The 14,117-nt window shown below is 39.7% G+C and carries 14 protein-coding genes; 7 read left to right on the top strand and 7 right to left on the bottom strand.

Going from position 1 to position 14,117, the window contains the following annotated elements:
- Positions 1-218: 218 nt before the first annotated feature.
- The gene (locus ACPWSO_RS09425; protein ID WP_426082760.1) at positions 219-1,265 is read right to left on the bottom strand and encodes a HAMP domain-containing sensor histidine kinase; all 1,047 of its coding nucleotides are present in this window, start codon (positions 1,263-1,265) and stop codon (positions 219-221) included.
- On the bottom strand, positions 1,252-1,932 hold the full coding sequence (locus tag ACPWSO_RS09420) for a response regulator transcription factor (RefSeq protein WP_426082758.1): 681 nt from the start codon (positions 1,930-1,932) through the stop codon (positions 1,252-1,254). The genes ACPWSO_RS09425 and ACPWSO_RS09420 overlap by 14 nt, the downstream gene beginning before the upstream one ends.
- Before the next feature lie 285 nt (positions 1,933-2,217).
- On the opposite strand from ACPWSO_RS09420, the gene ACPWSO_RS09415 reads away from it, so the two are divergent.
- Together ACPWSO_RS09415 and ACPWSO_RS09410 are read left to right on the top strand one after the other, a co-directional pair.
- Positions 2,218-4,560 (top strand): ATP-binding cassette domain-containing protein, encoded by a 2,343-nt coding sequence (locus tag ACPWSO_RS09415; protein WP_426082756.1) that lies wholly within the window; start codon positions 2,218-2,220, stop codon positions 4,558-4,560.
- A gap of 124 nt (positions 4,561-4,684) precedes the next feature.
- A complete protein-coding gene (locus tag ACPWSO_RS09410) occupies positions 4,685-5,284 on the top strand; it encodes a TetR family transcriptional regulator (RefSeq protein ID WP_426082754.1) in 600 nt (199 codons plus the stop codon).
- A gap of 150 nt (positions 5,285-5,434) precedes the next feature.
- Here ACPWSO_RS09410 and ACPWSO_RS09405 read toward each other — a convergent pair whose 3' ends face one another.
- The 3 genes from ACPWSO_RS09405 to ACPWSO_RS09395 form a co-directional block, all read right to left on the bottom strand.
- Positions 5,435-6,817 (bottom strand): MATE family efflux transporter, encoded by a 1,383-nt coding sequence (locus ACPWSO_RS09405; RefSeq protein WP_426082752.1) that lies wholly within the window; start codon positions 6,815-6,817, stop codon positions 5,435-5,437.
- A 376-nt stretch (positions 6,818-7,193) separates the two neighbouring features.
- Positions 7,194-7,850, bottom strand: coding sequence for a phage head-tail adapter protein (locus ACPWSO_RS09400; RefSeq protein ID WP_426082750.1), 657 nt, complete (start codon positions 7,848-7,850; stop codon positions 7,194-7,196).
- Between the two features lie 213 nt (positions 7,851-8,063).
- Complete coding sequence (locus tag ACPWSO_RS09395) at positions 8,064-8,552, bottom strand: GNAT family N-acetyltransferase (protein ID WP_426082749.1); 489 nt, start codon at positions 8,550-8,552, stop codon at positions 8,064-8,066.
- Positions 8,553-8,758: 206 nt separating this feature from the next.
- On the opposite strand from ACPWSO_RS09395, the gene ACPWSO_RS09390 reads away from it, so the two are divergent.
- The 5 genes from ACPWSO_RS09390 (at position 8,759) to ACPWSO_RS09370 (ending at position 12,549) form a co-directional block, all read left to right on the top strand.
- Entirely contained in the window at positions 8,759-9,628 is an 870-nt protein-coding gene (locus tag ACPWSO_RS09390) for an AraC family transcriptional regulator (protein ID WP_426082747.1), read from the top strand.
- Positions 9,621-10,091, top strand: coding sequence for a GyrI-like domain-containing protein (locus tag ACPWSO_RS09385; protein ID WP_426082745.1), 471 nt, complete (start codon positions 9,621-9,623; stop codon positions 10,089-10,091). Before ACPWSO_RS09390 ends, ACPWSO_RS09385 begins: the two co-directional genes overlap by 8 nt.
- Positions 10,084-11,013, top strand: coding sequence for an ABC transporter ATP-binding protein (locus tag ACPWSO_RS09380; RefSeq protein WP_426082743.1), 930 nt, complete (start codon positions 10,084-10,086; stop codon positions 11,011-11,013). The genes ACPWSO_RS09385 and ACPWSO_RS09380 overlap by 8 nt, the downstream gene beginning before the upstream one ends.
- Complete coding sequence (locus ACPWSO_RS09375) at positions 11,010-11,753, top strand: ABC transporter permease (protein WP_426082742.1); 744 nt, start codon at positions 11,010-11,012, stop codon at positions 11,751-11,753. The genes ACPWSO_RS09380 and ACPWSO_RS09375 overlap by 4 nt, the downstream gene beginning before the upstream one ends.
- A gap of 67 nt (positions 11,754-11,820) precedes the next feature.
- Positions 11,821-12,549: a DNA alkylation repair protein gene (locus tag ACPWSO_RS09370; protein WP_426082740.1), complete on the top strand. Its 729-nt coding sequence runs from the start codon at positions 11,821-11,823 to the stop codon at positions 12,547-12,549.
- A 232-nt stretch (positions 12,550-12,781) separates the two neighbouring features.
- Here the strand turns inward: ACPWSO_RS09370 and ACPWSO_RS09365 are convergent, their stop codons facing one another.
- Positions 12,782-13,315, bottom strand: coding sequence for a ClbS/DfsB family four-helix bundle protein (locus tag ACPWSO_RS09365; RefSeq protein WP_426082739.1), 534 nt, complete (start codon positions 13,313-13,315; stop codon positions 12,782-12,784).
- Between the two features lie 306 nt (positions 13,316-13,621).
- Positions 13,622-14,092, bottom strand: a complete 471-nt coding sequence (locus ACPWSO_RS09360; protein WP_426082737.1) for a GyrI-like domain-containing protein — start codon at positions 14,090-14,092, stop codon at positions 13,622-13,624.
- Positions 14,093-14,117 lie beyond the last annotated feature (25 nt).

The following is a 14,117-nucleotide window of genomic DNA, read 5'->3' as shown; positions in this document are numbered from 1 at the left end:
TCTCTTTGACTTCAAGAGAATACGCCATTTTTTTCTTCATCAAAAGCACCTCCGCTAAATTTATTATATAAAATAAATTCAACGGAGGTGCCTCTTTTTTATATTCTCATTCTTGGGGGTCAGTGCCAAAGTGTTCAGCTCCGAGTACCTACTTGGTTCTCAACGTTTAGCACTTCTATCCCATCCTTATTCGTCTGCTATCGGCACAAAAAAGTGATTTATTCGGTTTTCTTTTGAGGCAAAATGATGATAAAGGTTGAGCCTTCACCAAGCTTTGATTTCACGATAATCTTTCCATCGTGGAGGGTAATGATTCTTTTAGCAATCGCCAGTCCAAGTCCGTTGCCATGTGACTGGTGGGAGCTGTCGCCTTGATAAAATTTATTAAAAATTCTTCGCCGAACTTTATCCGACATACCTGCTCCGCTGTCTTTAATATTTACTTTGACTTCGTTCCCTAAACGGTAGCAGTTGATTTGAATAGTTCCTTCATTATCGGTGAAGCGAATAGCGTTGCTGATTATATTAAGCCAAACCTGAATCAGTAGGTCGGAATCACCATAAATCAAAACGGGATTTAAATTTAAGCTCATAGTCAGATTTTTTGCTTCCCACTCCTTTTGAAGGAGAATCAAGGCGTGTCTTAGCTGTTCGTCTAATGAATAGCGTGTTTTTTTCAAGGTAATACTTTCCTGATTTTCCACCTTGGACAAAAGCAGAATATTCGCTGACAAGGCACTTAAACGAGCTGTTTCTTCCGTAATAATCTGTAGATATTTGGTGCGCTCAGCTTCTGTAAGAGCCGGATTTTGCAGCTGTTTGGCAAAGCCGTTAATCGAGACCAAGGGTGTTTTCATTTCATGAGAAAAATCATTGATAAAGCTTTTATGGACGAGTTCAACATTCTGCAGCTCTCTGGCCATAAGATTAAAATTCTGAATTAAATCTTCTAAGTCATTATTCATTCCAGTAGGATCAATCTGTATATCAAAGTTTCCATCAGCTATTTGCCGGGTTCCTTCAACCACTTTATTCAATGGGCGTAATATCCGTTTACTGAAGAAGGTAGCAATTAATGTGCCGATTACTGTACATGATAACAAGGTGATTATCAGTCGGATTAACGGATAACCGAATAATGACTCCACAATTCCAAAGTGCATGAGAATAACTAGAAAGATGCCTGAGATAATTGCCGATACGAGAAGAATCAATGCAATAACTAGAGAAAAATGAACGTACATGGAGCGTCTATTTCGATTCATGTGCAGCTCCTTTATAGCCTAATCCCCGAATAGTAATGAGGGAAAAATCAGCGGAGTCGGCGAATTTCTCTCTAAGCCGCTTGATATGAACATCGACAGTTCGCTCGTCTGTCAAAGAGTCTGCGCCCCAAATATCGTTCAACAGCTGTTCTCGAGTGAATATTTGATTTGGAAAAGACAGCAGCTTATAAAGAAGTAAGAACTCTTTTTTTGGTAGTTCAGTACAGTTGTCGTCATGATAAACTGAGAGACTGTTTTTATCAAGGAGGGTATTGCCTACAGATAGGCGCCCTTCCAAGTTAATTTGAGCTCTGCGAAGCAAGGCTTTTATCCGCAGCAGCAGCTCGTCAAAATCAATTGGCTTCACTAGGTAATCATCGATACCAGCTAAAAATCCATTCTTTTTATCTTCTGGTGTTCCCTTAGCGGTTACCAGAATAATCGGCAGCCGTTCGTTTTCTTTCCGAATAGCTGCAACCAGCTGATAACCATCTAAAACAGGCATCATGACATCAGCTACAAGTAAATCTACAGCGTGTTCTTCCAGAATAGCCAAGGCATCTTTCCCATTGGCTGCTTCCATTATCTGATAACCATCCTGAACAAGTGTAGCTGCCATCAGCGTGCGTATATTTTTATCATCTTCTGCAATCAGAACTGTAATCATGTCATTCCTCCGTTCTTCTGTTTCACTATATCATAAACTAAAATCTTGTTGAAATGGAAAAAATAAATGATGTCTTACTCTAGCAGCTGGATTTGTCGAAAACAGTGGTCAAAAATATTAACTTTTTTATAAGAAAATAATGAAAGCGTTATATGTTTTTATACAGCTCATTTGTTCATACTCAGTACATAATCCGATGGTAGTCTGACAGAGATAGAAAGAAATCTGTTGTTCTAACTGTTTTAGACAATATGGAGCAACAGAGTGAATAAAGGAGAGAGAGTTATGCTTCAGGTAAAAAATATAAAGAAGAGTTATACTACTGGAGAGTTTACCCAGGTCGCTTTAAATGGTGTTAGTATCAATTTTCGGGAAAATGAATTTGTAGCGATTCTAGGTCAGAGTGGCTCGGGTAAAACAACCCTGTTGAATATTATCGGCGGACTGGATCAATATGATAGTGGCGATTTGGTTATCAATGGTAAATCAACAAAAAACTTTAAACAGGGTGAATGGGATGCTTACCGAAATAATAGTGTTGGTTTTATTTTTCAAAGCTATAATCTAATTACTCATTTAAGTATTTTAGATAATGTTGAGATGGGGATGACGCTTAGTGGTGTTTCATCTTCTGAAAAGAAACAGCGGGCAATGGAAGTGTTGGAGAAGGTTGGACTGAAAGAGCATACCCACAAGAAACCAAATCAGTTGTCAGGAGGACAAATGCAGCGGGTAGCGATTGCCCGGGCACTGGCAAACGATCCGGATATTATTCTGGCAGATGAGCCGACAGGTGCGTTGGATACTGAAACAAGTACGCAAATAATGGATCTGATTAAAGAGATTGCGGACGATAAGCTGGTTATTATGGTTACGCATAACCCAGAGCTGGCGGAGGAATATGCAGATCGGATTATTAATTTTAGAGATGGTCATGTAGTTGATGATTCAAATCCTTATGAAGAATATGAGCAGGATAATAACTATCAGCTGAAGAAAACGAGCATGAGCTTTTGGACAGCTTTGAAGCTTTCCGGAAAAAATATCGCTACGAAAAAGTGGCGGACTGGTCTGACAGCGTTCGCTGCTAGTATAGGGATTATTGGAATTGCGCTGATTCTGAGTCTTTCCAACGGGTTCCAGAAACAGATTGACTCCTTCCAGAATGATGCACTATCGGAATATCCAATTACGATTTCCAAACAGGCAATGAATATGGATGAAGACGCGATGAAGGAAATGCAGAGCAATTCCCCGACTAGCAAAAAGGAATATGCTAAAACGGATGAGGTAGTGCTGTATAACCCTGCTGAATCAAGTATTCGTCATACAAATAATATCACAGATGACTATATTGATTATCTAGGTGGTATTGACAGTGAACTAGCCAGCAGTATTGGCTACACACGTGTTGTCGGAATGAACCTTGTTAGGGAGGTCGACGGCTCTGCTCAACTAGTTAATTTTAATGCAGATGAGACCAGCGGAGGCGGCATGGGCGGATTATCAAGCATGAGTAATGCGGGCCTGTCTTCTTATCCAGTAACGACGGGCGGATCAATAAATGGATATTTGAAAAAGAATTATGATGTGATGGCTGGGAGCTATCCTGAAAATACCGATGACATTATTTTGGTCATTGATAATAAAAACCGTGTAGATGAAACGATTCTAAAAAATCTCGGCTTTGATATTACAGATAAAGAAGGAATTGATTTTAATGATATCGTTGGGACTGAACTGAAGCTAGTTGGAAACAATGACTACTATTCTAAAACTGACTTTGGCAACTATGTACCAAAAAATGATTACGAAGATATGTACAAAAATTCTACAAGAACATTGAAAATTAGTGGAATTCTTCGTCAAAAAGAAGATACACAAGTTGCTATTCTAAGCAGCGGAATTGCGTACAGCGATCAGCTGGTAGAAGAAATTATCGATGCAGAAAAGGATTCTGCAATTGTGAAAGATCAAAAGGATTCAGATGTCAATGTAATGACAATGGAAAAATTGGATGATACAACAAAACAATCCACGTTAGCTTATCTAGGCGGAGACAGTATGCCCCAAATGGTGTTTATCTATCCGACGAACTTTGAAGCAAAGGATGAGATTGTTAAATATTTGGACAAATACAATGACGGCAAAGATAATGCAGATAAAATCGTATACACTGACCTGGCTCAAACCATGACAGATATGACCGGTGGGATTATGGACGGTATTACTATCGTACTTATTGCTTTTGCCTCAATATCATTAGTTGTTTCTCTAATCATGGTGGGGATTATTACCTATATTTCTGTTTTGGAAAGAACGAAAGAAATTGGCGTTCTGCGTGCCTTAGGAGCCAGAAAGAAAGATATTACCCGGGTGTTTAATGCGGAAACGCTGATTATTGGTTTGTGCTCAGGCTTGCTGGGGATCTTGATTGCCTATCTGCTGACGCTGCCGACAAACATTATATTAGAAGACATGACAGGCTTAACTAATGTTGCACAGCTAAACCCGGTGCATGCACTGCTGCTGATTACAATCAGTGTTGTGCTGACATTACTGGGGGGAGCACTTCCAGCGAGATGGGCAGCTAAGAAAGACCCTGTTGAAGCACTAAGATCAGAATGATGAAATAGCCATAGCAGAGCCGCTCTTAAAAACAGGAAAAGAGCGGCTCTGCTTTTATTTATTCTATTGTGACAGAGTATCGCTTTTATGCTATTCTTAATGAAAAAGAAGGGAGAGAAAGCCGATGCCGAATCCAACATTTGAAAATCTGAATCAACATAGAAAAGAAGAAATTATCTCAGTTGTTCTTCAGGAATTTGAAGATCGGAGTTTAAATCAAGTGAAGGTTGCAGAGCTTATCAAGCGGTTAGGAATCTCTCGCGGTGCTTTTTATAAATATTTCGAAGATTTAGATGATCTCTATTTATACCTGCAAAGTTATTTTTCTGAGATTATTCATAGAGATATTATGAATTGTATTATGGAAAATCAGCAAAGGCTTTTTTACGGGATTGAGCGGTATCTAAAGCGTGTCGCAGAAATGAACCGCAATTCTGATTATTGGCGGGGAATTAAGCTGCTGGTGTTGGGCTCCAAAACAAGTTATTCGATGGAAACCATCGACATGGAAGAGTCGCCGATGATTCGAGCTTGGTTTTCTTTACTAGATAAAAATAATCTACACATGAACAGCGGAGAAGAAAAAATCTCCTTTTTATTCTTTTCAATGGAGCTGGTAATGGATTTGTTGAGCAGCTTTCTGTTGAATGATTGGGAATCAGAACGGCTGCTGAAGGAATATAATTTTCGTGTAGCTTGGCTCTCTCATGGACTGATTAAATAATTAAGAAGAGAAGAATTAAGCAAAAGCGAGCGGTTTATTTAGGAAGAAGCTAGGTCTGTGGTCACTCATCCCCAGCATCGTATGAATAAGAATTGTTATCTCAACATTAAAGAGCTGTACCAAACAATTCGTTTGATACAGCTCTTTTTTTTACGGTTTAGCGATGACTTTTTGATTTAGTGGTTGTTCAAGGGTCGTTTCTTCATCCAGCTTTCTGAGGCGCTTGACCGCTTTGATATAGGAAGCAACTAAAACGACTGTAGAGCCAATCCATGCAAGAGGAGACGCTGCAGCTGCTCCTGTGAATCCAAATAAAGCAGTTAGGAAGATTGCAGCAAAGGAACGCATAAACAACTCCATAATACCTGCAAGTGTTGGAATCACCGTTTGCCCCAGTCCTTGCAGTGTATAGCGGACAACCAGCAGTATAGCGAGCACCCAGTAGAGACTGCCGTTAATATTGAAATAGACTTGTGCCAGATTTAAAACCTGAGTCTCACTAGAGCTGACAAATAGAGTAACCAGCGGTTTGCCGAAAAGAATCACAATACTGCCGGCAAGAATACTAAAGCCGATACTTAAGAATAAGGCACTTTTAACTCCTTGCAAAATCCGTCCGTATTTTTTGGCACCATAGTTTTGGGCGGTAAAGGTTGCCATGGTGATGCCGAAGGACATCATCGGCTGAATCGCAAACTGATCAATTTTACCTGAGGCAGCCTGAGCAGCAACGACATCTGTTCCTAAGCTATTGAGAGCTCCCTGCAGAATGATAGCGCCAATTGCAATGATGGAGGTTTGAAAAGCCATCGGCAGGGCGGCGTTTAAATGATCTCTAATTTCAGACCGCTCAAAAGAGAAATCCTTCCTCCGTATTTGAAGATTGGGAATTTTCTTTTGAATGTAAAATACACAAAGAATGCTGGCAACGACCTGTGCGGTAACAGTAGCCACCCCAGCTCCAGCTACCCCCATATGAAAGTTGATGATTAAAACCAAATCCAATACAACGTTGACAATACTGGCGACAATCAGAAAGACTAGTGGTGTTCGGCTGTCTCCCAAGGCACGAATGACATTGGACAATAAGTTAAACGCCATCGCAGCAAAAATTCCGATAAGAATGATTGAGATGAAGGTTTGTGCATCATCAAGAATCTCTACAGGAGTCTGCATCAGTAAAAGCAGCGGCCGAACAAAAATAAGACTAAGAATAGTAAGAATCACTGTGATGATACTGCTAATCAAAATGCTGGTAGCAAAGCTGCGTTTGACTCCTTGATAATCCCGAGCACCAAAACGCTGGGCGGTTATGATTGAGAGTCCTGAAGTCAATCCTTGAGCAAATCCGATAATTAGAAAAGTAATACTGCCGGTTGCACCAACAGCAGCCAAAGCATTTTTGCCTAAAGTCTGCCCGACAATTATCATGTCAGCCATATTATAAAACTGTTGGAAGATGTTTCCAATCAGTAATGGTATTGTAAAAAGAAAGATGAGTTTTAACGGTTTTCCAGTTGTTAGTTCTTTCATAAAAATAACCCCTTTGATTAGTTGGACAGCAACGAGAATCAAATACTTTAGCCTATATTACTCATTTTTCAGAAAATGTCTACACATTTTTTTGAAAATGGATGTTTTCTAATAAAACTTTTTCAGTTTGATAATAATATAACTGAATAGAGGAAATAACAAGGGGTTTTAGGAATGTTTTTTTGAAAAAATTGAATGGATAAAAAGTAATCAGCTTTTTATTGGAAAATTCCCTCTTAATAACAAAAAACAGCCGGATTGGCTGTTTTTAAAGTATGGAGCTTATTAGGCATAGAGGAAAGCATATAAACGCAGCCGCTTGTTGCCGGCTGTTAATCGTAATGGAGACAGGAGCAGACACTATTTTTTTCGGAAGTTATTTATATAACTTGTTTTTAATACGCAGACTGGCAGCAGTATGCATGATCCAGTGACGTGAAAAGGGCATTTGGATAAGTCCTTTGATGTCTTTTTTACACCAGTAGTCAATAAGCCAGCAGGCATTCTCGTTGTCACTTACTACGTGTAATGCTTTAAGGAGCAGCTTACTTTCTTCAGTCATTTTTCGCTTTAAATCGGAATATGACAGTTTTTTCAGCATAGCATCTGTACTGTCTTTTACAGCAGCGGCATAGTGATAAAGCTCTTCTATATCCAATGTATCAGAGAAGTCAGCAATCTGCTGTTTTACAAGTTCATTTCCAGTAGTAATAATAGATGCGCCAATCCGTTCCTGGTAATTCCCTGTAAAGAAAATCTGATCTTCACCTTTTATAAGAGAGTGGGTAACAATATCTTCAATTCTGAAAATGTGCCATATGGAATAAGCGATGGTTTTGTTATGGTATCCTTTGGCGTTGATAAAAGGAATGGCCTTAAAATCCTCCAAAGTCAGTTCTTCCTTCAGTTGATAGAGTACCTCCATCACAGATTTCCGCAGTTCCAGCAGCGTCTTTATGCCATCATCAAATGTAGCTTCTTTTTTCAGTTGTACCTGCATAGTTTTATTCATTTCCGACCAATCGTTAGTCATTTATTCTCACCTCGTAATTTTTGATTTAATTATAGGTAAAATGAAGAGGATGCAGTGCTTTTTTATAAGCATACAATTAATACAAACCTTAAAATACCTATTGATTATTTTCTCAGAACAGCCAACTCGGCTGTTTTTTTAGGAATTTTATGTATCTTGTCTGTAAAAAAAAGATAAAGCCGCAACCGTTCCCATCTATATTGTAGACACAGATTATTCTTTGTATTCAGCGATGTCTATCGCCTCTATATAGACTTTCTCCCCATAGTCATCAGTTTCAGAATAGGTAAAACCGAGCTTTTCCAGTAAGCGGATGGAGGCTTGATTTTCCGGAAGAACCCCGGCTTTGATTTGTCGGCAGCCATGTGTGCTGAGGGAAGCGAGTACAGCACTGACTACTTCACTAGCATAGCCTTTCCGGGCTTGAGCAGGTGTGATAGTGTAGCCCAGCCAGAAGGTACTATCTTCTTGTTTTAAGTAAATATCGCCAATCAACTCATTCGTTTTTCGATTGCTTACTGCAAATTGCGCACCTTTTGCAAAGTCGGGTTTCGTTAGCAGAAATGCTTGGTATTCTATTTTGCTCAGTCCTTTGAAGCCCTGATGAATCATCCAATCCAGATTATTTCGATAAAGCATAAAGTTATCAATATCCTTTTCTTCAAAAGGTCGGACTAGGCAGCGTTGTGTTTGTATGTACATGACAGCTCCTTTAATGTTTCTTTTTCTTTATTCTATACTAAATAAAAAGAAACAGAAAGTTTATTTCAGTGTTGAAATAAGCGGGTGTTTAACGGAGAATAGCTAACCGCCGGGCATTTTGATAGAAGCTCGCAAAACATGTTTATTTATTGAGAGGTCTATAAATTTTATTCATGCTAGACTTGAAATCAAGGAGGTGTTTAGGAATGATGGAACATTTTGATCAAGTCCTATCTTATATTGAGAAACAGTTGAAAGGAGAGATAAATTCGCAGAAAATTGCTAGAATTTCCGGCTGTACGTTTGCTTCGTTTCAAAAAATGTTTTCTTATATTGTCGGCATTCCTTTATCCGAATATATTCGACGCAGAAAGATGAGCCGGGCAGTTTTTGATTTGCTGGAAGGGAAAAAGATTTTGACTGTATCCAAAGAATATGGATATCATTCGCCGACAGCATTTAACCGGGCCTTTCAGTCTATTCATGGTTTCCCGCCTTCTGAAGTAGTACATAGAAAGGAAGAACTGACTATCTATCCAAGATTGCGGCTATCGCTTAGTGTTTCTGGCGGAGAACAGTTTCAGTATCGTTTGGAGGAAAAACCTACACTTTTCTTTGTAGGTAAGAAGTATCCGTTAAGTTCTGATATTGAGAGGAATTTTCACGAAGTTCCCTTTATTTGGCAGAATTTTATGGGGAGCGAGCTAGAGCAGCAGCTTGTAGAATACCGCAAACAAAATCAAAGTCCAATCTTCGGTATAGCAGTAGCTGAAAAAGCACAGCCTGCTCATTACTATATAGGTGTTTTCAAGCAGCTTGAAGCTGACTGCCCGGATGGATTAGAAGAACTAGTCTTACCGGCTCAGCGCTGGCTGCTGCTAAAAGGTCAGGGAAGCATGCCAGAGGCAGTACAGCAGCTGTACAGAAGGTTTTATCAAGAATGGCTGCCGGTGTCAGCGTATGAATATGAGCTGAAAACAGATGTGGAGGTTTATCCTTCTCAACAGGAGATGCACAGTAGTCAAAGCTGCGAGCTTTGGCTGCCTATCAGAAGAAAGGAGCTTAGCAATGAGTGAGCAAATTAGTATAAAGAATATTGAACCTGTAAGAGTTGCTTACAGAAGCTATCAGGGAGATGTGCGTTCAGCTGGAAAGCTGATGCCGTCAATTTTTAAAGCAATCAGAGGGAGAAATACAGGAGCTCCTTTCTTTTGTATCTACAAAACAGATCCTAAAACAAAAATCGGCGAGGTTGAGCTCTGTGTACCAACTGCAGAACAACCGGCAGCAGCGGATGTGGGCATAAAAACATTTCCTCAGATGCGGGCACTTAGCCTAATTCATAAAGGAAGTTACGATACGCTGGCTGCCGCCTATAAACAGCTATCCGTTTATATTCAGAAAAATGATTTGACTGTAACAGGGGCTTGCCGAGAGGTCTACATTAAAGGTCCGGGTGCATTGTTTAAAGGAAATCCGGCAGGATATATCACAGAGATTCTGATGCCTGTTGTTTGGGAGGAGCAAGAAGATGATTGAAGTAAAGGGAGTCACAAAACGATATAAGACAGGTGTGACTGCGCTTAATCATCTGGATTTACAAGTCAATGAAGGAGAGATATTCACTTTGCTTGGTAAAAATGGTGCGGGAAAATCTACTCTGATTGATTGTCTGACTACGGTCTGTCAGCCAACTGCTGGTTTAATCCGCATAGGTGGTGAAGAGTTGACCGAAAGAAACGTTTTTGCCATTCGACGACAGATTGCCTGTGTAGGTCAGCAGATTTCTATTGATACGTTTTTGACACTGAAAGAAAATATGCAGCTTCAAAGCAAGCTTTACCAAGTAGAAAAGGCAGCTGCTGAAAAAAGGATAGCTGAGCTGATTGAAATCTTTGAGCTGGAGGGGTACACGGAACATCCGATTATAAGCTATTCAGGGGGTGTAAAAAGGCGGCTGGATATTGCGATGAGTCTGGTTTCATCGCCAAAAGTAATTTTTTTAGACGAACCGACTGTAGGCCTGGATGTCTTTTCCCGCAAGGCACTTTGGGGCTGTATCCGTAAAATCAACACGGTCTTAAAAACCACGGTCTTTTTGACAACGCATTACTTGGAGGAAGCCGAGGTCTTGAGTGATCGTATTTTTATCATGGATAAGGGTCGAAAAGTGATTGCAGGCAGTCGGCAGGAGCTAACGGAGTATCTGCAGCAGCGTGTGATCCAGTTGACTTTTGACACAGCACAGGAACAACAACAGGCCTACGCAGTGTTGCTTCAAGAAAACCTAAAAGCTGCAAAGCAAGAAAGAAAACAGCTACGGGTAGAATCTGAAAATATTCAGCTGATTACAGAATTATTACTTAAGAAAAAGCTGGCATTTAGTGGTATTCAGTTAAAACGGCCTTCATTGGAGGAGATATTTATTGAGATTCTTTCAGAAAAGGAGCTGGAAAAATGAGTCTAAAAAGTTTGCTTTGGCGCAACATGAAATGGCGCTATCATTACCGGGTTACCGTTTTTGTTACGATTATTCAGCCCTTAATCTGGCTGCTGTTGTATAGCACGGTAGTCTCAGGAGCGGACAGAGTAGCATACACCTCTTTTATTTTGCCGGGAATCATGATTTTAGTGATGCTTGGCGCCTGCAGCAGCAGTGGAATGATGAATTACATGACTAAAAACGAAGGTAGTTTTCAGCGGCTGTTAAGAGCACCTGTATCTAGGACGAGTATCATCAGTGCACAGAATCTTGAAGCGGTTGTTTTATCATTTATTGAAATTTTCTTGTTGATGATTATTAGTCTGGGGTTGTCAGTTCGGTTTCAGCTATCAGTATCAGGGGGACTTTTAGCAATCCTGATTCTCTTTTTAACTGGTTTTTTCATGGCAAATGTTGCCTACAGCATCAGTCTGAAGCTGCCAAATGAAATCATCTATGAAACCGTGATGAATATGATTGTGCTGCCGCTGTTTTTTGCGAGTACGGCCCTGCTTCCGTTAGAGAATATTTCTGACGGAATTCGCTGGCTGGTCCTGCTGAACCCGTTTACCCATGTGATTGAAGCTCTCCGCAGATTATTAAATGGGCAGTCTCTGCCGCTGAAGAATACCTTGTTTTTAATTATCCTTTTAGTGGTTTTATGTATCATGGGACTACTTTTTTCAAAGCATATGCTGAAAAAGGAAAGCAGTAAATAGTGGTTTCTTTTCCGGATTTTCTATAGTAAAGTGAAAGAAAATAATTTAACTGAAAGAGGGGAAGCAGTTGACTGATAAAAAGGGGACAGCAATCGAAGATGTCCTGACCTATTTGAAGGAACACGCCTCGGAAAAGTATAAGAACAATGTTGTTAAACTGGGGATTCCAGAAAAGGAAACATTGGGTGTGGGGACAGCAGATTTGAGAAAATTTGCTAAAAAACTGCCTAAGGATAAAACGTTTATTTTAGCCTTATGGGCTACTGGATATCATGAATGCAAAATACTAGCTGTTTTGGCTCTGCAGCCGGCTGACTATACTGAAAAGGAAATCGAGACATTTATGTCAGGAATTCAGTCGTGGGACTTGTGTGATTTATTTTGTAAAACAGTGCTGATTGCACGCGCAGATTACGATAGTTGGATTAGAAGCTGGATTGATAAAGAAGAGTTGTATTATAAGCGGGCAGCATTTACGCTAATTGCCAGTACATCTGTTCATGTCAGTCTGACGAATGAAGAAATTCAAGACTATCTAACACTGATTAAAAAGTATTCAGCAGATGAACGCCTGCTGGTCAAAAAGGCTGTATCCTGGGCATTGAGAGAGCTGGGGAAAACCAATGAACAAGCGAAGGAATGGAGTATTGAAACTGCAGAGATTCTTACAAAGCAGACGGATAAAGGTCAACAATGGGCTGGGAAAGATGCGTTGAAGGAACTGTCTACCCTTGTAAGAACAGAAGGACGTACTCGGCTAATATCTTCCAAATCGAAAATGGGTAGAGCGCTTTAGCTATCAGTTTTAGCTATAAATAAGTCTTCAACGCTTTCTACTCCTAAAAACCGAATAAATAGCGGTCCCAAAGCTGTAGCTTTGGCAATAAGCCGGACTATATGAAAATGGCTCCATTTTCATATAGTCCGGCTTATTTCTGAGAAACACAGTGAGGCATGAGCTGATGTTAAACAGTACCTCCCTGGTTCTTGAAGCAAAACACTTTTGATTACCCCCTTTAATAGACACCTCAGGAAATAGATTTTTTGAATTTCTTTATTTTCTTAAGAGCCCATTCATAGTGACTTGAGGTTGTAGAGACAAAGTAGCTGCCTAGAGTAGAGCCGCCAACCCATGCGAATACGCCTTTAGAAAATAATTCATCGTTTGAAAATCCCTCTGCCAGCTTCATGACTTTTGCGTGACTAGCTTTGAGAAGGGCCAAGGCTTCAGCGTAAGAACTGTCTTTGTTTTGTTCCATAAATTCCACATTCATCGCACCGTATGACCGCCAATTGTAGCCTTCTTTAAGAAACTGTTTATGCTCTCCAGCCATATTTGATTCTACCCAGTCTAATAGTAACTGATGCCATTCATATAGGTGAATTAGCACATCGTGAACGTTTCTGTCTCTATTCCAATGCTCGCCCTTTTCCTTACTTACGTCAAAAGAGAAATCTGCTGTTTGCTGTTCAGCTGATAGTGAATCTAGTAAGGTCGTCAGCTCATTAAAGTTTGTTTCTCCCGCAGTGATAAGATCGTTTTTTGTAGTTGGTCTAGCCATTTTTAGTCTCTCCTTTTAGTTCATGATTTATATTCATAATTAACTTCTGTCTTAATTATCAACTGTTCCCTAAGGTACGAGTCAAGAGGTATTTTTTCATTTTTAATTACAATCGCTAATTAGAGAAACAAACATACAGCTGCTGATTTTCGATTTACTTATAAAACGGCGGAGAATATGGGCGATACTCTTACTTCCTTCTGTTTTTAGGCAATTTTATTTTCCCAGTCAGTAGGTGTTAACACTCAAAAAGGTGTTGGCAGATGTTCCGCCAACACAAAATATTCAGGTTTTATAGAATTATTTTTAATAATAAGGAAGCTCTATGATGGTTTCCTGTTTTGATTCGTCTATTTCTTCGTCACTAAGATAATATTCATAACAATAGTGCATGAAGTTATCTCCGTTTTCCTTGATCTGATTAAGCAAGGCATCATAGATGGGAACCATATCGTCATATTTACCCACATAATGTACAGACAATGCTTTGTAGGAAGGCAGTACATATGAAACGATGCCGTCTTTTTCCGGAAGCAGCTGATCTACAGGAAAGCCGATTTCCATTTCCATCTGAGACTCATCAATTTTTCCATCATCATCCATATTTTTAAAGGAAACAAAAGGGTTGCTAAGTATATTGGCCCCTTGTTCGCTAATATACTTACCTAGCTTCATAAAGGTTGGACCAATAATAGTTGGCAGCTCTGTAACAACCAGTCCTTTTTGCGTGAAAGAAACAATTTTTTGTTCAGGTTTTGTGATTTTTTCAATAATCATAGGTACACTCCTCTCGTTTTTTTTA

Origin of the sequence: Enterococcus sp. LJL51 (assembly GCF_049894025.1) — a bacterium.
Classification (GTDB): domain Bacteria; phylum Bacillota; class Bacilli; order Lactobacillales; family Enterococcaceae; genus Enterococcus_L.
The sequence above is the reverse complement of the archived record's forward strand: the minus strand, read 5'-3'. Positions and strand labels throughout refer to the sequence as shown.

What these genes read in the sequence shown, in the direction of transcription:
- ACPWSO_RS09425 (WP_426082760.1), bottom strand. Translation starts at nt 1,265, where the DNA reads ATGAATCGAAATAGACGCTCCATGTACGTTCATTTTTCTCTAGTTATT.
- ACPWSO_RS09420 (WP_426082758.1), bottom strand. Translation starts at nt 1,932, where the DNA reads ATGATTACAGTTCTGATTGCAGAAGATGATAAAAATATACGCACGCTG.
- ACPWSO_RS09415 (WP_426082756.1), top strand. Translation starts at nt 2,218, where the DNA reads ATGCTTCAGGTAAAAAATATAAAGAAGAGTTATACTACTGGAGAGTTT.
- ACPWSO_RS09410 (WP_426082754.1), top strand. Translation starts at nt 4,685, where the DNA reads ATGCCGAATCCAACATTTGAAAATCTGAATCAACATAGAAAAGAAGAA.
- ACPWSO_RS09405 (WP_426082752.1), bottom strand. Translation starts at nt 6,817, where the DNA reads ATGAAAGAACTAACAACTGGAAAACCGTTAAAACTCATCTTTCTTTTT.
- ACPWSO_RS09400 (WP_426082750.1), bottom strand. Translation starts at nt 7,850, where the DNA reads ATGACTAACGATTGGTCGGAAATGAATAAAACTATGCAGGTACAACTG.
- ACPWSO_RS09395 (WP_426082749.1), bottom strand. Translation starts at nt 8,552, where the DNA reads ATGTACATACAAACACAACGCTGCCTAGTCCGACCTTTTGAAGAAAAG.
- ACPWSO_RS09390 (WP_426082747.1), top strand. Translation starts at nt 8,759, where the DNA reads ATGATGGAACATTTTGATCAAGTCCTATCTTATATTGAGAAACAGTTG.
- ACPWSO_RS09385 (WP_426082745.1), top strand. Translation starts at nt 9,621, where the DNA reads ATGAGTGAGCAAATTAGTATAAAGAATATTGAACCTGTAAGAGTTGCT.
- ACPWSO_RS09380 (WP_426082743.1), top strand. Translation starts at nt 10,084, where the DNA reads ATGATTGAAGTAAAGGGAGTCACAAAACGATATAAGACAGGTGTGACT.
- ACPWSO_RS09375 (WP_426082742.1), top strand. Translation starts at nt 11,010, where the DNA reads ATGAGTCTAAAAAGTTTGCTTTGGCGCAACATGAAATGGCGCTATCAT.
- ACPWSO_RS09365 (WP_426082739.1), bottom strand. Translation starts at nt 13,315, where the DNA reads ATGGCTAGACCAACTACAAAAAACGATCTTATCACTGCGGGAGAAACA.
- ACPWSO_RS09360 (WP_426082737.1), bottom strand. Translation starts at nt 14,092, where the DNA reads ATGATTATTGAAAAAATCACAAAACCTGAACAAAAAATTGTTTCTTTC.